The 19,918-nt window shown below is 69.3% G+C and carries 19 protein-coding genes; 9 read left to right on the top strand and 10 right to left on the bottom strand.

Annotated elements, in window-relative coordinates; translation table 11 throughout:
- Positions 1–5: 5 nt before the first annotated feature.
- Complete coding sequence (glyA, locus tag HQ325_RS07870; RefSeq protein ID WP_222627857.1) at positions 6–1,310, bottom strand: serine hydroxymethyltransferase; 1,305 nt, start codon at positions 1,308–1,310, stop codon at positions 6–8.
- Positions 1,311–1,333: 23 nt separating this feature from the next.
- Positions 1,334–2,527 (bottom strand): DUF885 domain-containing protein, encoded by a 1,194-nt coding sequence (locus tag HQ325_RS07865; RefSeq protein ID WP_222627855.1) that lies wholly within the window; start codon positions 2,525–2,527, stop codon positions 1,334–1,336.
- 78 nt (positions 2,528–2,605) lie between these two features.
- Here HQ325_RS07865 and coaA point away from each other — a divergent pair, with 78 nt between their 5' ends.
- Positions 2,606–3,538, top strand: a complete 933-nt coding sequence (gene coaA, locus HQ325_RS07860) for a type I pantothenate kinase (protein ID WP_222627853.1) — start codon at positions 2,606–2,608, stop codon at positions 3,536–3,538.
- Between the two features lie 30 nt (positions 3,539–3,568).
- Here the strand turns inward: coaA and HQ325_RS07855 are convergent, their stop codons facing one another.
- Entirely contained in the window at positions 3,569–4,336 is a 768-nt protein-coding gene (locus tag HQ325_RS07855; RefSeq protein ID WP_204866693.1) for an isoprenyl transferase, read from the bottom strand.
- A gap of 156 nt (positions 4,337–4,492) precedes the next feature.
- On the opposite strand from HQ325_RS07855, the gene HQ325_RS07850 reads away from it, so the two are divergent.
- Genes HQ325_RS07850 through HQ325_RS07840 form a run of 3 tightly spaced genes read left to right on the top strand, consistent with a single transcriptional unit; the run spans position 4,493 to position 7,242 of the window.
- Positions 4,493–4,933, top strand: a complete 441-nt coding sequence (locus HQ325_RS07850; protein ID WP_222627851.1) for an SRPBCC domain-containing protein — start codon at positions 4,493–4,495, stop codon at positions 4,931–4,933.
- Positions 4,930–6,531: an NAD(P)/FAD-dependent oxidoreductase gene (locus HQ325_RS07845; protein WP_222627849.1), complete on the top strand. Its 1,602-nt coding sequence runs from the start codon at positions 4,930–4,932 to the stop codon at positions 6,529–6,531. Before HQ325_RS07850 ends, HQ325_RS07845 begins: the two co-directional genes overlap by 4 nt.
- Before the next feature lie 42 nt (positions 6,532–6,573).
- A complete protein-coding gene (locus HQ325_RS07840) occupies positions 6,574–7,242 on the top strand; it encodes a hemolysin III family protein (protein ID WP_222627847.1) in 669 nt (222 codons plus the stop codon).
- 7 nt (positions 7,243–7,249) lie between these two features.
- Here the strand turns inward: HQ325_RS07840 and HQ325_RS07835 are convergent, their stop codons facing one another.
- The 3 genes from HQ325_RS07835 to mca form a co-directional block, all read right to left on the bottom strand.
- The gene (locus HQ325_RS07835; protein WP_222627845.1) at positions 7,250–9,259 is read right to left on the bottom strand and encodes a thioredoxin domain-containing protein; all 2,010 of its coding nucleotides are present in this window, start codon (positions 9,257–9,259) and stop codon (positions 7,250–7,252) included.
- 78 nt (positions 9,260–9,337) lie between these two features.
- Positions 9,338–9,577 (bottom strand): hypothetical protein, encoded by a 240-nt coding sequence (locus HQ325_RS07830; protein WP_204866685.1) that lies wholly within the window; start codon positions 9,575–9,577, stop codon positions 9,338–9,340.
- The gene (mca, locus tag HQ325_RS07825) at positions 9,578–10,426 is read right to left on the bottom strand and encodes a mycothiol conjugate amidase Mca (RefSeq protein WP_222629075.1); all 849 of its coding nucleotides are present in this window, start codon (positions 10,424–10,426) and stop codon (positions 9,578–9,580) included.
- Between the two features lie 136 nt (positions 10,427–10,562).
- Here mca and HQ325_RS07820 point away from each other — a divergent pair, with 136 nt between their 5' ends.
- From HQ325_RS07820 to HQ325_RS07810, 3 genes are all read left to right on the top strand, one after another.
- Positions 10,563–10,994, top strand: a complete 432-nt coding sequence (locus tag HQ325_RS07820; protein ID WP_204866684.1) for a DUF4307 domain-containing protein — start codon at positions 10,563–10,565, stop codon at positions 10,992–10,994.
- A 288-nt stretch (positions 10,995–11,282) separates the two neighbouring features.
- On the top strand, positions 11,283–11,777 hold the full coding sequence (greA, locus tag HQ325_RS07815; protein ID WP_027503942.1) for a transcription elongation factor GreA: 495 nt from the start codon (positions 11,283–11,285) through the stop codon (positions 11,775–11,777).
- Positions 11,778–11,924: 147 nt separating this feature from the next.
- The gene (locus HQ325_RS07810; protein ID WP_222627843.1) at positions 11,925–12,647 is read left to right on the top strand and encodes an FAD:protein FMN transferase; all 723 of its coding nucleotides are present in this window, start codon (positions 11,925–11,927) and stop codon (positions 12,645–12,647) included.
- Here HQ325_RS07810 and ilvA read toward each other — a convergent pair whose 3' ends face one another.
- The 3 genes from ilvA to HQ325_RS07795 all read right to left on the bottom strand — a co-directional run bounded on the left by ilvA (position 12,648) and on the right by HQ325_RS07795 (position 16,542).
- On the bottom strand, positions 12,648–13,865 hold the full coding sequence (gene ilvA, locus HQ325_RS07805) for a threonine ammonia-lyase (protein WP_222627841.1): 1,218 nt from the start codon (positions 13,863–13,865) through the stop codon (positions 12,648–12,650).
- Between the two features lie 55 nt (positions 13,866–13,920).
- On the bottom strand, positions 13,921–15,093 hold the full coding sequence (locus tag HQ325_RS07800) for a cystathionine gamma-synthase (RefSeq protein WP_056447615.1): 1,173 nt from the start codon (positions 15,091–15,093) through the stop codon (positions 13,921–13,923).
- Positions 15,094–15,156: 63 nt separating this feature from the next.
- Entirely contained in the window at positions 15,157–16,542 is a 1,386-nt protein-coding gene (locus HQ325_RS07795) for a cystathionine beta-synthase (RefSeq protein ID WP_222627839.1), read from the bottom strand.
- 118 nt (positions 16,543–16,660) lie between these two features.
- On the opposite strand from HQ325_RS07795, the gene HQ325_RS07790 reads away from it, so the two are divergent.
- Both HQ325_RS07790 and HQ325_RS07785 read left to right on the top strand, forming a co-directional pair.
- On the top strand, positions 16,661–17,635 hold the full coding sequence (locus HQ325_RS07790; RefSeq protein ID WP_222629073.1) for an SGNH/GDSL hydrolase family protein: 975 nt from the start codon (positions 16,661–16,663) through the stop codon (positions 17,633–17,635).
- Between the two features lie 64 nt (positions 17,636–17,699).
- Entirely contained in the window at positions 17,700–18,917 is a 1,218-nt protein-coding gene (locus HQ325_RS07785; protein WP_222627837.1) for an acetyl-CoA C-acetyltransferase, read from the top strand.
- Between the two features lie 79 nt (positions 18,918–18,996).
- Here the strand turns inward: HQ325_RS07785 and HQ325_RS07780 are convergent, their stop codons facing one another.
- Positions 18,997–19,845: a Bax inhibitor-1/YccA family protein gene (locus HQ325_RS07780; RefSeq protein WP_222627467.1), complete on the bottom strand. Its 849-nt coding sequence runs from the start codon at positions 19,843–19,845 to the stop codon at positions 18,997–18,999.
- Positions 19,846–19,918 lie beyond the last annotated feature (73 nt).

The following is a 19,918-nucleotide window of genomic DNA, read 5'->3' as shown; positions in this document are numbered from 1 at the left end:
TCGGATCAGCCCAGCAGTCCCCAGCCCTCGAGTCCCTCGTACAGCGGGAAGTCGTGGGCCAGCGTGCTGACACGACCACGGAGGTCGTCGGTGGCCTCACCGGTGGCGAGTGCCGTCGCGATGATGTCGGCGACCTCGGTGAACTCGGCCTCGCCGAACCCGCGGGTCGCGAGCGCCGCGGTACCGATGCGCAGGCCGGAGGTGACCATCGGCGGGCGCGGATCGAACGGCACCGCGTTGCGGTTCACGGTGATGCCGACCTCGTGCAGAAGGTCCTCGGCCTGCTGGCCGTCGAGCTGCGAGTTGCGCAGGTCCACCAATGCGAGGTGGACGTCGGTTCCGCCCGTCAGCACCGAGACACCCTTGTCGGCGACGTCGGAACCGGTCAGTCGCTCGGCGAGCAGCGACGCCCCGAGCAGGGTGCGCTCCTGACGCTCGCGGAACTCGGGAGTGCCGGCGATCTTGAAGGCGACGGCCTTGGCCGCGATGGCGTGCATGAGCGGCCCACCCTGCTGGCCGGGGAACACCGCGGAGTTGAGCTTCTTCGCCCACTCCTTCTTCGCGAGGATGATGCCGGAGCGGGGCCCGCCGAGGGTCTTGTGGACCGTGGAGGACACGACGTCGGCGTACGGCACCGGCGACGGATGCACACCGGCGGCGACCAGCCCGGCGAAGTGCGCCATGTCGACCCAGAGCAGCGCACCGACCTCGTCGGCGATGGAGCGGAACGCGGCGAAGTCCTGGTGCCGCGGGTAGGCCGACCATCCGGCGATGAGCACCTGCGGACGCGCATTCAGTGCCTGCTTGCGGACCTCGTCCATGTCGATGCGGTGATCTTCCTTGCTCACACCGTAGGACTCGACCTCGTAGAGCTTGCCCGAGAAGTTCAGCTTCATGCCGTGCGTCAGGTGGCCACCGTGCGCCAGGTCCAGACCCATGATCTTGTCGCCCGGGTTGATCAGAGCCATCAGGACGGCGGCGTTGGCCTGGGCGCCCGCATGCGGCTGCACGTTGGCGAACTCGGCCCTGAACAGCTCCTTCGCCCTGGTCCGGGCAAGATCCTCGACGACGTCGACGTGCTCGCACCCGCCGTAGTACCGACGACCGGGGTAACCCTCGGCGTACTTGTTGGTGAGGACGCTGCCCTGCGCCTGCAGCACCGCGCGGGGAACGAAGTTCTCCGACGCGATCATCTCCAGGGTGTCGCGCTGGCGTCCCAGCTCGCCGGCCATCGCCGCGGCGACCTCGGGGTCCACCTCGGCGAGGGAGGCGGTGTCGATGTTGGTGGCGGAGACGGGCGCAGCAGTCATGTCGCCGAGTCTAATGCCCGAGATCAGCGCAGTTGAGACGGGATGAGTGGTTCGTCGAGCAGCCGTTCGAAGCGGTCGGCTCGGCCGTCTGCCGAGTCGGCCCGGTGCAGCCACGACCGCAGCAGGCGGTACCCCTCGACGTAGGTGCTGGTGTACGCACGCCAGAGCGGCGAGGACAGGAACCGCAGCATCTGACGGGCGCGTTCCGGTGTCGCGAGCGACCACCGACCCAGGAAGGCGGCCACGTCGTCCTGACTGCGGTGCTCGTCGTGCAGCAGCAGTGCCGCGTCCTGACGCACCCCCAGCAGCTTCGCCGACGCCGTCTGCAGCGCCTCGGCGCGTTCCCCGTCGAACCGCAGCCCGAGGTCGGCGTAGATCTCCTGCGCCCACACCCCCCAGCCGGTCCCGACGATCGACTCGAGCGCCAGGTCCGCGAGGCCCTCGGCCATCAGGCACTGCGGTGTGTTGACGACGAAGAGCGTCTGCTCCGCCTGCCCCGCACCGAGCACGAGCCCGGCCTCCTTGCGGCAGTGCTCGGTGTGGTGGCCCGGGTACGACTCGTGCGCGATGAGATGGGGCAGATGCGCCATGTGTTGCTTGAGGTCCGAGTTGATCGCGACGGTGGACCGGTAGTCGCCCAGGTAGTAGTTGAACCCGGACCACGGCTTGTCGCCCACCACCTCGTAGGTGACCTTCTCGGTGTCGGGCAGCGGGTACCGGCCGCGCACCTTGTCGCGCAACGCACTGGAGAACGCCTCGACGCACTCGGCGAGCCGCTCGGGCGGGATCTCGTCGGCCACGCGGTGAGCGCGCACCCGCTCCCCCAGTGGCCCCGCCCCGCCCAGCACCTCGTCCATCAGGCGATGTGCCTCGCGGTAGTCGTCGGTGTCGCCCGGTGCGATCGCGACGTCGAAGTAGTCGTGCACCTCGTCGACGAATCCGATCTCGTCACCGGCCAACTTCCGTGCCGACGTCTCGAGCGCGCGCAGGTGGACGTCGAGGAACGCGGCGCGGTCCTCGGAGAGCCCCGACGAGGGCAGTTCGGTCCGCAGTTCCGCCGCCCGCCGCGCCAGCGCGCGGGGTTCGGGCGGGGGCGCGTTCTCGACCTGGCGTCGCAGAGCGGGGTCGCCGGTGTAGGCGTCGACGAACCCCTCCTCGAGGCGATCGAAGGACAACCCCAGCACGAGGTAGTCGTGGACGAGAGTGTCGACGTGCATGACGCTCGACTCTAGTCACGCACCACCCGGCTGTCGGTTCGCCGGAGCCACCCAGCACAATTCAGTCATGGAGGCAGCGTGTCCCGAGTGAACGAGTCGAGTCCGTACGTCGAATTCGACCGTCGACAGTGGCGCACTCTCCGGAACGCGACACCCCTGGTCCTGACCGAGGACGAGCTCACCGGCCTGCGCGGTCTGGGCGAACAGATCGACCTCGACGAGGTCGCGGAGGTCTACCTCCCCCTCGCTCGACTCATCCATCTCCAGGTGGCCGCCCGCCAACGCCTGTTCGCGGCGACGGCCACGTTCCTCGGGGAGAAGACGCCGGACCGCCAGGTCCCGTTCGTCATCGGCATCGCCGGCAGCGTCGCCGTCGGCAAGTCCACCACCGCGCGCGTGCTGCAGGCACTGCTGGCGCGATGGGAGCACCACCCGCGCGTGGACCTGGTGACGACGGACGGGTTCCTCTACTCGTCGGCCGAGCTGGTGCGTCGAGGAATCATGCACCGCAAGGGTTTTCCCGAGAGCTACGACCGGCGCAAGCTTCTGCGCTTCGTCACCGAGGTGAAATCCGGCGCCGAATCCGCACGCGCACCCGTGTACTCGCACGTCTCGTACGACATCGTGCCGGGCAAGTACACCGAGGTGCGACAGCCGGACATCCTCGTCATCGAGGGACTCAACGTCCTGCAGACCGGTCCGCGCCTCATGGTCTCGGACCTCTTCGACTTCTCCATCTACGTCGACGCCCGCATCGAGGACATCGAGAAGTGGTACGTCGACCGCTTTCTCGCCCTGCGCTCCACGTCGTTCGCCGACCCGGCCTCGCACTTCCACCACTACTCGGGACTGTCCGACGAGCACGCCAGGATCGCGGCCGCGGACATCTGGCAGTCGATCAACCGACCCAACCTGGTGGAGAACATCCTGCCGACGCGCCCCCGCGCCACCCTGGTGCTGCGCAAGGACGCCGACCACACCATCAACCGGCTGCGCCTGCGCAAATTGTGACGACCGGCCTCCGGCCTGCCCGGCTCCGGCTCAGGTACCGAATCTCCGGTGCCGCGCGGCGAAGTCGCGCAGCGCGCGCAGGAAGTCGACGCGGCGGAACTCGGGCCAGTAGGCCTCGGTGAACCAGATCTCCGAGTACGCGCTCTGCCACAGCAGGAACCCGGACAACCGCTGCTCCCCCGACGTGCGGATCACCAGATCCGGATCCGGCTGGCCCGACGTGTAGAGGTGCGAGTCGATGCCCTCGACGGTGACCGAGCGGAGCAACTCCTCCCCGTCTGCACCGTCGGACAGCCGTTCCGCGATGAGCGACTGCACGGCGTCGGCGATCTCCTGACGGCCGCCGTACCCGACCGCGACGTTGACGTGCGTTCCCGAGCGGCCGGCCGTGCCGGCGGCGGCCTCCTTCAGGCGGCGGGCGGATTCGGCGGGAAGCAGATCCATCGTGCCGACGATCTTCACGGACCAGTTCTTTCCCGGTCCGCTGATCTCCTCGACGACGTCGGTGATGATCTCGAGCAGCGAGTCGAGCTCGTCCGGTGACCGGCGCAGGTTCTCGGTGGACAACAGGTAGATGGTGGCCATCTCGACGCCGGCCATGTCACACCACGTGAGCAGCTCCGCAATCTTGAGCGCGCCCATCCGGTGCCCGTGGCTGACGTCGGTGAAGCCGTTCTCCCGAGCCCAGCGACGGTTGCCGTCGCACATCACGGCGACGTGCCGAGGGTGCTGAGCGCCCTCGAGCTGACGCAGCAAACGCCTCTCGTAGAGCGTGTACAGCAGACCGCGAGCCTTCACCCAGCTCCCCACTTCGACAGAATTGTTCAGCAGGTGATCACCCTACGCCCGCAGTACGACGCGATCGGCGTGACCGACTCGTCACCGCGCTCCATGATGGTTCCGTGGCGTACGGGGTACCCGGCTCCGACCGCACACGAGAGAACAGGAGCAGTCATGACTGTTGTCCGGGACACCACGGCGAGCGTCGATGCCGTGTGGAACGCGCTCTCCGACGGGTGGAGCTACGCGACGTGGGTGGTGGGCGCCTCGCGCATCCGCGCCGTCGACCCCGAGTTCCCCGCGCCCGGCTCGCGGATCCACCATTCGGTCGGCCTGTGGCCCGCCGTGCTGAACGACGAGACGCGGGTACTGAGCATGACGGAGGGACGTGAGGTGACACTCGAAGCGCGCGGGATGCCGGCAGGCAAGGCGACGATCGTCCTGCGCCTGACGCCGCAGGGGTCGGGTTGCCGGATCGAGATGATCGAACACGCCCGGACTCTCCCGTTCTCGCTCGTTCCCGAGTCGGTCCAGCACGCGCTCGTGTATCCGCGCAACACCGAGGCGACGCGGCGACTCGCGCTGCTCGCCGAGCGTTCCGCGGTTCCCCGATGACCACCACGACGGTGGATGCCGTCGTGATCGGCGCGGGTCACAACGGGCTTGTCGCTGCGTCCGTGCTCGCCGACGCGGGGTGGGACGTCGTCGTCCTGGAGTCCGCCCCGGTCCCCGGCGGCGCGGTCCGCAGCGCCGAGCTCACCCCGGGATACGTGAGCGACCTGTTCAGTGCCTTCTATCCCCTCGGTGCGTCGTCCCCGGCGTTCACGGCGCTCGAGCTCGACCGCCACGGGCTCCGCTGGACCCACTCACCCGTCGTCTTCGGTCACCCACGCTCACCCGACGACGAGAACGCCCCGGTGGTCCACCACGATCCCGAGGACACGGCCGCCATGCTGGCGGATCACGATGCGCGCGACGGCGAGGCGTGGATGCAGGTGGTGGACCAGTGGAACAAGATCCGCGATCCCCTGCTGCACTCACTGTTCGGCAGCTCCTTCCCGCCGGTCAAGGGTGCCGCGACGCTCTTCCGGCGCCTCGGGACCGCGGAGACACTGCGGTTCCTGCGCTTCGCGGTACTCCCGGCCCGGGCGATGGCGCACGAGTTGTTCCACAGCGAGGCGGCGCGATGCCTGCTGCTCGGCAACGCCATGCACGCCGACGTCCCCACCGACGCACCCGCGAGCGGCATCATGGGCTACCTGTTGACGATGCTCGCGCAGGACGTCGGCTACCCCGTCCCGGTCGGCGGTGCGCAGGAGCTGACCAGCGCGCTCGTGCGCCGCGCCGAGAGCGCCGGGGCGCGGGTCGTCTGCGGTACCGAGGTGACCTCGATCGACGTTTCCGGCGGTGTCGCCCGCGGCGTGCGGACGGCAGGCGGCGACACGTACGTCGCCCGGCGCGCCGTCGTCGCAGACGTGTCCGCTCCCGCGCTGTACGGCTCACTGCTGCCGCGGGACGCAGTTCCCGCGCGGGTGCACAGCGATCTCGAGAAGTTCGAGTGGGACACCCCGGTGGTGAAGATCAACTACGCACTCGACTCCCCGATCCCGTGGCGCTCGAAGAGTCTGAACGAGGCGGGCACGGTGCACGTCGGCGCAGACGACGACGGTCTGGTGCGATGGAACGCCGACCTGGTGACGGGCCGCATCCCGGAGCGGCCGTTCATGCTGTTCGGTCAGATGACGACCGCGGACGCCACCCGTTCCCCTGCCGGGACGGAGAGTGCATGGGCGTACACACACCTCCCCCGCGGTGTGACGGACGACGCCTCGGGCGACCTGCTCGCCGAGCGGGTCGACACCGTCCTCGAGGAGTACGCGCCCGGGTTCGCGGCGTCGATCGTCGGTAAGCACGTCCAACGACCGGGCGACCTGACAGCGGACGACGCCAATCTGTTCGGTGGCGCGGTGAACGGCGGAACGTCGCAACTGCAGCAGCAGTTGGTGTTCAGGCCCGTTCCCGGACTCGGACGTACGGAGACCCCCGTCGGTCGGTTGTTCCTCGGGAGCGCGTCCGCCCATCCGGGCGGCGGCGTGCACGGGGCACCGGGACTGGCCGCGGCGAGGGCTGCGTTGGCGAGCGACGGTGTGCGCGGATGGGTTCACCGCAGGACGATCAGTGCACTCATGGATCTGACGCTCGGTGACCGCTAGTTCGGCCACGGTCGGAGCGCGAACCTACGGTACCGTAGGTTCGTGACTGTCTTCGGCCTCGACGAACTGCCGGTGAAGCCGCGCATGCGCGGGTGGATCCACCTCTATGCCTTCGGTGTGTCGGTGGTCTGCGGGATCGTGCTCGTGGTGCTCGCCTACTCGGCGGTGTCCGTCCGGGCCGGTCTCGCGATCACCGTCTACGCCATCGCGACGTGTGGTCTCTTCGGCGTGAGCGCGACCTACCACCGCGTCCACTGGCAGACCGTGCGGAGCCGGACGTGGATGAAGCGCGCCGATCACTCGATGATCTTCCTGTTCATCGCCGGCAGCTACACGCCGTTCGCGGTGCTCGGGCTGCCGAGCCGGACCGGAACCATCGTGCTGATCGTGGTGTGGGCCGGTGCGCTGGCCGGGGTCACCCTGAAGATGTTGTGGCCCACCGCCCCCCGCTGGTTGGGCGTGCCCCTGTATCTCGTGCTGGGCTGGGCCATCGTGCCGGTCGCGGGCGAACTCACCCATCGTGTGGGCGTCGGACCGATGGCACTGCTGGTGGCGGGCGGCGTGTTCTACAGCATCGGCGCGGTTCTCTACGCAACGAAGTGGCCCAACCCGTGGCCCACCACGTTCGGCCATCACGAGTTCTTCCACGCCGCGACGGTCGTCGCCGCGGTGTGCCACTACATCGCCGTGTGGCTGGTGCTCTTCACCTGATCCGGCGTCACCGGACCAGGAGTGCGGTCAGGTCCTCGGGGTCGGTGACCGGTCGGTCGCACACGAAGCCGTGACAGACGTACGCGGCCGACTCGCCGCTCACCAGCGGGCGATCCGCGAGCAGCGGGACCGAGTCGGGCGGACCCGCGATCACGACCGTGCCGCCGGCGGCGACGCGGCGGGCGGTGCGCACGAGGTCGTCGTCGACGGACTGCGTGGCGATCGCCACCTGCACCGGTCCCGCCACCGCGGCTTCCGCGACGGTCAGCCAGTGGCCGGCCGACCGGGGTGCCCGCTCGAGGAGGATCGACGCTCGCGCCAGCGACCTGTCCGCCGCCGCACCGAAGCGCGAGGAGTTCTCGCTGGACGCGGCCACCGTCAGCAGAGCCTCGGTGATCAGTGCCGCTCCGGACGGGGTCGCGTTGTCGAGTGGATCGCGAGGCCGGGTCACGAGCGTCTCCGCGTCGTCGGCGGTGTCGAACCAGCTGCCCGGCTGCTCAGGATCGGCGAAGTGGTCGAGCGCGACGTCGAGTATCTCCTCCGCCGCCGTCAGCCAGCGTGCCTCCCCGGTCGCCTGGTGCAGCGCGGCGAGAGCGACGGCGAGTGCGCCGTGATCCTCCGCGATGGCCGCCGCATCGCCCACGACACCGCCCAGGGACGCACGCCGTAGTCGGCCGTCGACGCGGTGCAGGTCCAGGATGCGGTCCGCGCAGCGTGCTGCCGCATCGACCCAGTTGCGGCACCCCAGCGCGGCGCCGCCCTCGGCCAGCGCCGTGATCGCGAAGCCGTTCCAGGCGGTCACCACCTTGTCGTCGCGCCCCGGCTGAGGACGCGTGGCACGTGACGCGGCCAGTGCTGCGCGCATGCGTGCGAAACGCTCGGGGTCCGTCGGTTCGGCCCGCAACTGCAACACGGACGCCCCCTCCTCGAACGTGCCCGTGTCGGTCACCCCGAACACCTGTGCGGCGCGGGCCCCGTCCTCGGCGCCCAGCACCTCGACCAGCTGCGCGGGTGTCCACGCGTAGGTCAGTCCCTCCACCCCGTCGGTGTCGGCGTCCAGGGCGGAGGCGAAGCACCCGTCGTCCGTGCCGAGATCGCGCAGGAGGAAGTCGGCGGTGTCGACGGCCACACGATGAGCGAACGCATCGCCGCGGCGCGCCAGGTGAGCGTAGAAGCGCAGCAGCAACGCGTTGTCGTAGAGCATCTTCTCGAAGTGCGGCACCACCCAGTCCGCATCGACGGAGTACCGAGCGAAACCGCCCCCGAGCTGGTCGTACATCCCGCCGCGGGCCATGGCGTCGGCGGTACGGCCCACCGCAGCGCGGGCAGGCTCCGACCCGGTCCGCTCGACGTGGCGGAGCAGTCCCTCCACGAGAGACGACGGTGGGAACTTCGGTGCTCCTCCGAAGCCGCCGCGCGGCACGTCCTCGTCCGTCAGGACGCGCGCCACCGCCTCGTCGAGCAGAGCGGCGTCGACGACGCGGTCGCCCTCCGGAATGCCCGCGGCGGTCCTGCGCAGTTCCGCGACCACGGAGGCCGACGCCTGCTGCACCTCGTCACGACGGGTGCGCCACGTCTCGGAGATGGCCTCGAGCAGTTGCGTGAACGACGGCATCCCCTGCCGCGGCGTGGGCGGGAAGTAGGTGCCGCAGTAGAACGGTTCCGCGTCGGGGGTGAGGAACGCCGTCATCGGCCAGCCGCCCTGGCCCGTCATCGCGACCGTCGCGTTCATGTAGACGGCGTCGATGTCGGGGCGTTCCTCGCGATCGACCTTGATGCACACGAAGTTCGCGTTCATGATCTCCGCGATGGCGTCGTTCTCGAACGACTCGTGTGCCATCACGTGACACCAGTGACACGCCGAGTAGCCCACCGACAGCAGGACCGGGACGTCTCGTTCGCGAGCCCACGCCAGGGCGTCGTCACCCCACTGCTGCCAGTGCACGGGATTGTCGGCGTGCTGACGCAGGTAGGGGCTCGTCGAGTCGGACAGGGTGTTGCGCTCACGGGTGGCCACCCCTGCAGTGTCCCCCGTGACACCCGGCGCAATCACCGCTCGGGTCGCAAGCCCCTCACCGCTCGGGTCGGAAGCCCCTCACCGCTCGGGTCGGAAGCCTCCGCGGTCCGTGCCCTCGTCCGCGGCCTGGTCCGGAGTCGGATCCTCCGGCTCGAAGGACGCCGGGAGCTTCTTGAAGTGCGCGTTCATCGACCGCACCAACAGGGCGGTACCGATGAGCAACAGCACGATGATGACGAGACCGACGGGTGAGGCCTTGCCGAACTCGGGCCCGGTGTTGTTCTGCGCCAGCATGATCGACGCGCTGAGCACGGTCATCTAGGACTCGATCCCGGCGAACAGGTCGGTCTCGGGCAGCGACGTGCGCACGCGGGTCCGCGCGAGCTCGTACTCCTCGGTCGGCCACAGCTTCTTCTGCACGTCGACCGGGACCGCGAAGAAGCGGCCGTTCGGATCGATCTGGGTGCGGTGCGCACGCAGTGCGTCGTCACGCTGCTGGAAGAAGTCCGCGCACTCCACCTGGGTGGTGACGCGCTCCATGATCTCGCCGCGATCCTTCGGCCACTGTGCGAGCCATTCCGTGAACGGCCCCTCCTGACCGGAGGCGATCATCTCGTCGTCGAACAACTGCATGCGCTGGCGGATGAAGCCGTGGGAGTAGTAGAGCTTCGAGACCTCCCACGCCTCGCCCGTTCCGGGGAACTGCTCGGCATCGCCGGCCGCCTCGTAGGCGGCGACCGACACCTCGTGGCAGCGGATGTGATCGGGGTGGGGGTAGCCACCCTTCTCGTCGTAGGTCGTCATGACGTGCGGCCTGAAGTCGCGCACCACGCGCACCAGAGCCTCGGTCGACTCCTCGAGCGGCACCAGCGCGAAGCATCCCTCGGGAAGCGGCGGCAGCGGATCGCCCTCCGGCAGACCGGAGTCCACGAACCCCAGCCACGTCTGCTGCACCCCGAGAATGGCTGCGGCAGCGGCCATCTCCTCCTTGCGCACCTCGGACATGCGCTCGCGCACACCGGGGATGTCCATGGCCGGGTTGAGGATGTCGCCGCGCTCACCGCCGGTGAGCGTGACCACCAGCACCTCGTTGCCCTCGGCCGCGTATCGCGCCATGGTGGCCGCGCCCTTCGAGGACTCGTCGTCGGGATGGGCGTGCACTGCCATCAGTCGCAGTCCGCTCACGTGTGCCTCACTTCAACTATCGGTGGTGCTCCGGTTCCGGTCCGGGCACCGTCAATAGTTCCACTCCCTCGGGCACCCCGGAGAGGCGGGACCAGGTCCGCGGGTAAGTTCGACGGCGATGTCCACCACGCCGCAGAGTCTCCCCGAGGGGCGCTACCCCACCAGTCGGGGAATCGCCCCGTCCCGTGTCCTCGCCGTGGCTCTGACGCTGCTGGTCATCGCACTGGGCGTGGCCGTCGCCTACCTCGGCTACACCAAGTTCACCACCCCCGACGTCGACGGGACGATGGTGTCCTTCGACATCGTCGGCGAGGACCGCGTGGACGTACGCCTGAACGTGACCAGGGACGACCCGTCGCAGCCCGCGGTCTGCATCATCCGGTCGCGGTCACGCGACGGCACCGAGACCGGCCGGCGCGAGGTGGTGATCCCGGCGTCCGAGAACGGCACCGAAGACGTCCGCAGCTTCGTCATCACGTCGGCCGCGCCGGGCCTGGCAGACCTCTACGGATGCAGCCTGGACGTGCCGGAACATCTCACACCTCGGTGACCGTCGGGTGCCGACCAAGAAACCACGAAGTTCTTTCGTGGTAAAATCAGTTCGTACACGGCTCACCCAGTGGGGCCGTGTATTGCTGCATTGACGGGCGTAACGCGAGCACTCGAGCCAAGGGCCGTTCGCATCGACCGCGTTTCGCCTCGGCGGAACGCCCTGCTCGTGACCGAGCTCGCGCACCAGCGCGGGCTCTCTTTCACGTGTGGGCTCGGTGACACCACCGCACGCCGCCTACGAATACCGGAGCCGAACGGCTCTGAAGAACACGAGGGAGTGATCGAGATGAGCGAGACCCAGGTGACCTGGCTGACCCAGGAGTCGCACGACAGGCTCAAGGGCGAACTCGACCAGCTCATCGCCAACCGACCCGTCATCGCCGCGGAGATCAACGAGCGACGGGAAGAGGGCGACCTCAAGGAGAACGGTGGATACCACGCCGCCCGCGAGGAGCAGGGCCAGCAGGAGGCGCGTATCCGCCAGCTGCAGGAGCTGCTGAACAACGCCAAGGTCGGCGAGGCTCCCACCCAGTCGGGCGTCGCGCTCCCCGGATCGGTCGTCAAGGTCTACTACGACGGTGACGAGTCCGACTCCGAGACGTTCCTCATCGCCACCCGCGAGGAGGGCGCCCGGGACGGCAAGCTCGAGGTCTACTCCCCCAACTCGCCTCTCGGCGGCGCGCTGATCGACGCCAAGGTCGGCGACACGCGCGAGTACTCGTTGCCCAACGGCAAGACCATGAAGGTCACGCTCGCGAGCGCAGAGCCGTACCACAACTGATCTCGCACCATGCACGTCCGTTCGGCCCCGTACGTCCGCGTACGGGGCCGAACGCGTGTCCCATCCGTACGGCCGCCAGACCCGAAGCCCTACTCGTGTAACGGGCACGTGCAGGTCGAACGATAGTCACGACGGAGGTGCCACCAGATGAGTCTCGCCACGAAGGCATTCGCAGGGTTCGACATCGACGACCGCCACGTGCGGGTGGTCGTCACCGACGCGGCCGTGATCACCGATGCGGCAGCCGCGGCGCGCACCGCCCTGGACACGTGGCTCGACATCGTCTCGCTCACCCGTGCGGACTCCGAACTGCAGCGACTGAACCGCTCCTTCGGCCGGACCGTGCGCGTCTCCCCTGCTCTGGCGGACCAGCTCCGGCACGCCCTCGACGCCGCCACCCTCACGTCGGGCGCCGTCGATCCACTCCGCACACAGAGCACGGACACTCACGACGCCATCGAGATCGAGGGCCTCGATGTGCGTCTCCCGGCTTGGGCCACACTCGATCTGGACGCGACAGCGCTCGCCGTCGTCGTCGAGCGCATCGCCGCGACGATCGCACGCCGCTTCGGGTGCGGCGCGCTGGTGTCGGTCTCGGGTGCACACTCGACCGACACCCACATCGCCGTCGCCGGACCGGAATCCGCACGGGGATGGCAGATCTCGGTGATCGACGGCTCGGCGGAACGCCTCGTCCCGATCGCCTCGGGGACCACGGTGGTCACCAGCACGGCCACCACCACGGCCACGGTGGCCGCACCCTCCCCCGTGGTGGCAGCCGCGTGGTCGCGAGCCGCGGCGGCGGGCGCCGACGCGCTGGTCGACGGTGCCGCCGACCACGCCTCGGCCACGGTCTTCATCGCCGCCTGATCACTCCTGAACTTCGGCCTCGTATCCGGCGGCCGCGAGACCCGACAGCACAGCGGCACGGTGATCCGGCCCCCTGGTCTCCAGGGTCATCATGATCTCCACCTCGTCCATCGCCAGCCGCCCTGCCGTGCGCGCGTGCACCACGTCGACCACACTCGCGGCAGTGTCGCGTGCCACGCCGAGCACCCCCACGAGGCCGCCCGGGCGGTCGGGAATGACGATGCGCACCGTCAGATAGCGACCCGCCGCTCGCAACCCGTGCGCGACGACGTGCGTCAGCAGGAGCGGATCGATGTTTCCGCCGGACAGAACGGCGACGATCGGCCCGTCACCGTGGAACTGCTCGGGGTGGTCCATGAGCGCAGCGACGGCCGCAGCCCCCGCGGCTTCGACGATGAGCTTGGCGCGCTCCATGCACAGCAGCAGCGCCCGAGACAGCGCGTCCTCGCTGACAGTGATCACGCGGTCCACCATCTCGGTGACATGTGCGAAGGGCACCGCCCCGGGACGCCCCACGGCGATACCGTCGGCCATCGTCGACATCCGTTCGGCGGAGATCGGCATACCGGCCTCGAGCGATCCGGGCCACGCGGCGGCCTGTTCCGCCTGGACCCCGACGATGCGAATGTCCTTGCCGCTCAACGCGACGGCGGCGGCGATGCCGGCGACGAGACCGCCGCCGCCGGTCGGCACCACGATGGTGCCCACATCGGGCATCTGGTCGAGAATCTCCACACCCACGGTGGCCTGGCCCGCCACCACGTCGATGTGATCGAACGGGTGGATCAGCACGGCGCCGGTCTCCTCGGCGAATGCCATGGCCGCGAGCAGCGCCTCGTCGATGGTGGTGCCCACCTGGTGGATGGTGGCCCCGTACGCCTTGGTGGCCACCAACTTCGGCAGGGGAGCACCGTTCGGCATGAACACCGTCGACGCGGCCCCGAGTTCCGACGCCGCCCACGCGACGCCCTGCGCGTGATTGCCGGCGCTGGCCGCGACCACCCCACGAGCGCGCTCCTCGTCGGTCAGACCCGCGATGCGGTTGTACGCACCCCGCGGCTTGAACGATCCGGTGCGCTGCAGGTTCTCGCACTTGAGCCACACCTGACGGTCGGTGCGATCGGACAGGACACGGGAGGCCACGAGGGGTGTGCGGCGCATGACCGGGGCGAGCAGCGCGGTGGCGCGGTCCAGCCGGTCGGCGGTGAGGAGATCCATGGCTGGAACCCTAAACCCGAATACTCCCAGGCGAGCGCCTGTTCGCCGTCGAGCGTCAGGCGAGCGCCTGTTCGATGTCGCCGACCAGGTCTGCGGCGTCCTCGATGCCGACGGACAGGCGCACCAGGTCGTCCGGCACCTCGAGCAGCGAGCCGGCGGTGGAGGCGTGGGTCATGGCGCCGGGATGCTCGATCAACGACTCGACGCCGCCCAACGACTCGGCGAGAGTGAAGATCTCGGTGCGCGCGCAGAGGTCGAGCGCCGCCTGGCGGCCACCCTTCAGACGGACCGACACCATGCCGCCGAACCGACGCATCTGCTTGGCGGCGACGGCGTGGGACGGGTGGCTCTCGGATCCCGGGTAGATGACCGAGGAGACGGCGGGGTGACCCGTCAGCAGCTCGACGATCTTCTCGGCGTTGTCGCTGTGCCGCTCCATGCGCAGGGCGAGCGTCTTGATGCCGCGCAGTGTCAGGAACGCGTCGAACGGTCCGGGAACACCGCCGGCGCCGTTCTGCAGGAAGGCGAACGACGCGTCCAGTTCCTCGTCGTTGCACACGAGGGCGCCGCCGACGACGTCGGAGTGTCCACCGATGTACTTGGTCGTCGAGTGCAGCACCACATCGGCGCCGAGCGTGAGGGGCTGCTGCAGGTACGGCGACGCGAACGTGTTGTCGACGACGATCTTCGCGCCCGCCTCGTGTGCGACGCCCGACAGAGCCTCGATGTCGCCGACGTTGAGCAGCGGGTTGGTGGGCGTCTCGACCCAGACCAGCTTCGTGTTGGGGCGAATGGCCTCGCGCACGGCGTCGACGTCCGACACCGCGGCCACCGAGTACTCGATGCCCCACTGGGTGAACACCTTGTCGATGAGCCGGAAGGTGCCGCCGTACGCGTCGTTCGGGATCACGAGGTGGTCGCCCGGGCGCAGCGACGCCCGCAGGAGGGCGTCCGTCGCGGCCATGCCCGAGGAGAACGCGCGACCGTAGTGGCCGTTCTCGAGGGCTGCCAGGTTGGCCTCGAGCGGACGCCGGGTCGGGTTGCCGGTGCGGGCGTACTCGAACCCGCTGCGCATACCGCCCACGCCGTCCTGGGCGAAGGTGGAGCTCGCGTAGATCGGGACGTTGACCGCACCGGTCAGCGGGTCGGGCTCGTACCCGGCGTGCACCGCGCGAGTGGAGAACCCCTGCCAGGACGTCGTGTCGGACTTGCTGCGCTGCTCACTCATGCAGACCAGCCTAACGAGCGGGCAGGCCGGAGGCCGGTCGGGCTGGGTCAGTACGTCGCCGCGTCAGGACGCGGTGGTGACGAATCCGAGGAGATCGTGGCGGGTGATGACGCCGACCGGCTTGCCGTCGTCGACGACCATGACGGCGTCGGTGTCGCCGAGCGTCTTCGTCGCGGCCGAGACCGGCTCACCGGCACCGATGAGCGGGAACGGCGCACTCATGTGCGTCTTCACGGCGTCGGACAGGTTGGCCCGGCCCTCGAACACGGCACTGAGCAGATCGCGCTCGCTGACACTGCCCGCGACCTCGCCCGCCATGACCGGCGGCTCGGCGCCGACGACCGGCATCTGGGAGACGCCGTACTCGCGCAGGATCTCGATGGCGTCGCGCAGCGTCTCGGACGGGTGCGTGTGCACGAGGTCGGGCAGTGCGCCGGACTTGCCGCGCAGCACGTCACCGACGGTGGGCTCGGCGGTGCCGCCGTCGAGCCGGGTGCGCAGGAAGCCGTAGGAGCTCATCCACTTGTCGTTGAAGATCTTGCCGAGGTAGCCGCGACCACCGTCGGGCAGCAGGACGACGACGAGGGCCTCCGGGCCCTCGCGCTCGGCCACCTGCAGCGCGGCGACCATGGCCATACCGCAGGATCCGCCGACCAGCAGACCCTCCTCGCGGGCGAGGCGACGCGTCATCTCGAACGAGTCGGCGTCGGACACGGCGATGATCTCGTCCGGGATCGACGGGTCGTACGCGCTGGGCCAGAAGTCCTCGCCCACGCCCTCGACGAGGTACGGCCGGCCGGTCCCGCCCGAGTAGACGGAGCCCTCGGGATCGGCGCCGATGATCTTCACCGCACCGCCCGACATCTCCTTGAGGTAGCGACCGGTTCCGGTGATGGTGCCGCCGGTACCGACGCCGGCGACGAAGTGCGTGATCTTGCCGTCCGTGTCGTTCCAGATCTCGGGTCCGGTGGTCTCGTAGTGGCTCTGCGGACCACCCGGGTTGGCGTACTGGTTGGGCTTCCAGGCACCGTCGATCTCGCGCACGAGGCGGTCCGAGACGCTGTAGTAGCTGTCCGGATCCTCGGGGGCGACCGCGGTGGGGCACACGACGACCTGCGCGCCGTAGGCACGTAGGACGTTGCGCTTGTCCTCGCCGACCTTGTCGGGGCACACGAAGACGCACTTGTAGCCGCGCTGCTGTGCGACGAGGGCCAGGCCGACTCCGGTGTTGCCGGAGGTGGGCTCGACGATGGTGCCGCCGGGCTTCAGTTCACCGGACGCCTCGGCCGCCTCGATCATCTTGACGGCGATGCGGTCCTTCGAACTGCCACCGGGATTGAGGTACTCCACCTTGGCGGCGAGGAGTGCGGACCCGGGGGCGACGACGGTGTTCAGCTTGACCAGCGGGGTGTTGCCGATGAGGTCGACGACGCTGTTTGCAATGCGCATGTGTCCATCCTCCCAGATGTCCGGCCGGACACCCACCGAGCCTCGTCGCGCTGCGGCGATCGCACTGCACGGCACCGCCGTCGGCGCACCTAGAATCGGACAGGTGAGCGGAGGTGCGATGCAGCAGGGCGGCTCGGGTCGCGGTGGGTGGCGACAGGCAGCAGTGGCGGGAGCCGCCACCGTCGTCGCGGGATCCGGCGCGGGAACACTGTCCTGGGCCGCGTACCGGCATCTGCTGGCACAGGCGGCCGCTGCTCGGACGGTGATCGGCCGCAGCACGGACCGGCCGCCCGAGGCCGACGGTGTGTACGCCCCGGGTGCGCGCGTCCCCCAGCGGTGGCGGCCCGGCGTGCAGTCCGACCTGCACCTGATGATCTTCGGCGACTCGACGGCCGCCGGCATGGGCTGCGTCGTCGCGGACGACGTGCCGGGCGTGCTGATCGCGCGCGGTCTCGCCGACGAGAGCGGGAAGCGGATCCGGCTCAGCACCAAGGCCATTCCCGGCGCGACGTCCAAGGGACTCGAGGGTCAGGTCGATGCGATGCTGGTCGCCCACCACGACCGGCCCGATGCGGCGGTCATCTTCATCGGCGCGAACGACGTGACCAAGAAGCATGCGGTGGCGGCCTCGGCCGAGCGTCTGCGTACCGCGGTGCGTCGCCTGCGGGCGGAGGGCACCGTCGTGGTCGTCGGGACGTGCCCGGATCTCGGTGTCGTCACCGCCATCCCGCAGCCGCTCCGCGCTGTCGTGCGGACGTGGGGCCACCGACTCGCGCGGGCTCAGACGTCGGCGACGCTCGCCGCCGGCGGCCACCCCGTCGCGCTGGCGGATCTGCTCGCCCCGGAGTTCCTCGCGGCGCCGGAGCGGATGTTCTCGGCCGACCGTTTCCATCCGTCCGCTGCCGGATACGAACTCGCTGCCCAGCAGATCCTGCCCGTGCTGGCGGCCGCGCTGGGCGAATGGGCGGGCGGCCCCCTGCCGACGCTGCCCACGGTGTCGGACGTCGCCGAGCAGCGTCGCCTCGTCGCCCGCCTCACCGCCTCGGCCAACCGCCACGTGTCGCGGCTACGACCGCGAGACGCCCTGCAGTGACCGGGGGCCCACCGGACGAGAGTTACCCTCCAGTCATATCGTCGCCAACCCGAGGAGTCCTCCCATGCCAGAAGCAGTGATCGTGTCCGTGGCCCGTTCGCCCATCGGGCGCGCGATGAAGGGGTCGCTCGTCAGCATGCGTCCCGACGACCTCGCAGCGCAGATGGTCAAGGCAGCCCTCGACAAGGTGCCCGCCCTCGACCCCACCATGATCGACGACCTCCTCATGGGCTGCGGTCTGCCCGGCGGCGAGCAGGGCTTCAACATCGGCCGCAACGTCGCCATCCAGCTCGGCTACGACTTCCTCCCCGGCACCACCATCACCCGCTACTGCTCGTCGTCGCTGCAGACCACCCGCATGGCACTGCACGCCATCAAGGCCGGCGAGGGCGACGTGTTCATCTCCGCGGGCGTCGAGACGGTATCCCGCTTCGTCAAGGGCAACTCCGACTCCTACCCGGACACCCAGAACCCCATCTACGCCGACGCGCAGGCCCGCACCGAGAAGATCGCCGAGGGTGGCCAGACCTGGTCCGACCCCCGCGAGAACGGCAACCTCCCCGACGCCTACATCGCGATGGGCCAGACCGCGGAGAACGTCGCCCAGCTCACCGGCATCAGCCGTGAGGAGCAGGACCACTGGGGCGTCCGCAGCCAGAACCGAGCCGAGGAGGCCATCGCCAAGGGCCACTTCCAGAACGAGATCACCCCGGTCACGCTGCCCGACGGCACCGTCGTGTCCACCGACGACGGCCCCCGCGCCGGCACCACCTACGAGAAGATCTCGCAGCTCAAGCCGGTCTTCCGCCCGGACGGCACCATCACCGCCGGCAACGCCTGCCCGCTGAACGACGGCGCCGCAGCACTGGTGATCATGTCCGACACCAAGGCCAAGGAGCTCGGGTTGACCCCGCTCGCCCGCGTCGTGTCCACCGGCGTCTCGGGCCTCTCGCCCGAGATCATGGGCCTCGGCCCCATCGAGGCGTCGAAGAAGGCGCTCGCGCTCGCAGGCAAGACGATCGACGACATCGACCTCGTCGAGATCAACGAGGCCTTCGCCGTCCAGGTGATCGGCTCCGCCCGCGAGCTGAAGATCGACGAGGACAAGATCAACGTCTCCGGCGGCGCCATCGCCCTCGGACACCCCTTCGGCATGACCGGTGCCCGCATCACCGCCACCCTGCTGAACAACCTGCGCGCCCACGACAAGCAGTTCGGTCTCGAGACCATGTGCGTCGGCGGCGGACAGGGCATGGCCATGGTGCTCGAGCGCCTCAGCTGAGTCGTCCCGTACACAGCGAACAGCCCCCGCCCTCCGAGAGGAGGACGGGGGCTGTCGGCTGTGACGACTACCGCTGGAACTAGTCGTTGTTGAAGTAGCTCAGCAGTCGCAGAATCTCGACGTACAGCCAGACCAGGGTGATGGTCAGACCGAGCGCGACGCCCCAGGCAGCCTTCTCCGGTGCCTGGGCACGGATCAGCTGGTCGGCGGAGTCGAAGTCGAGCAGGAAGCTGAACGCGGCGATGCCGATGCAGACGAGGCTGAAGATGATGGCGACGGTGCCGCCGTCACGCAGTCCGAGCCCGCCGGGGGTGAAGAAGCTGGCGACCAGGTTACCGAGCATGAGCACGACGACACCGATGAGGGCGCCGACGACCATGCGGGTGAGGCGCGGCGTGACACGGATGGCGCCGGTCTTGTAGACGACGAGCATGCCGAAGAAGACGCCGAAGGTGCCGAGCACGGCCTGGGCGATGAGCGCACTGCCGCCGACGCCGCCGAAGCTGATGTCGGTGAACATGAGCGACAGGGCACCGAGGAACACGCCCTCGAAGGCCGCGTACGCGAGCACCAGGGGCGCACTGTCCATCTTGCGGCCGAACGTCGCCACGAGGACGAGGACGAAGCCGATGAGTCCGCCGCCGATGACGAACATCGGGGCGAGGCCGGGGTTGTTGCTCGCGAGCACGTAGGACGCGATGGCGAACACCGTCAGGACACCGAGCGTGGTGGCCGTCTTGGTGACCACGTCGTCGATCGTCATCGCACGCTGCTGCGGACCGGTCTGGTACGGCTGCGGCTGTCCCTGCGGGGAGCCGTATTGCTGGGTGACCGCACCGGCACCGGCGGCGGCCGAACCGAAGGAGGCATATCCGCCTCCCGCCTGCTTGGGCAGATTGCGGAACACCGGGTTGCTGGAAGTGCGCACCGTGTCTCATCCCTTTCGTGTGGTGGAGCCTGTGTATCTCTCAACGTTCGGATGCGACGGAAAAGTTCCCATC

This window comes from Rhodococcus sp. BP-349 (genome assembly GCF_019835845.1).
GTDB lineage: Bacteria > Actinomycetota > Actinomycetes > Mycobacteriales > Mycobacteriaceae > Rhodococcoides.
This window is presented reverse-complemented; position numbering and strand designations above follow the sequence as displayed.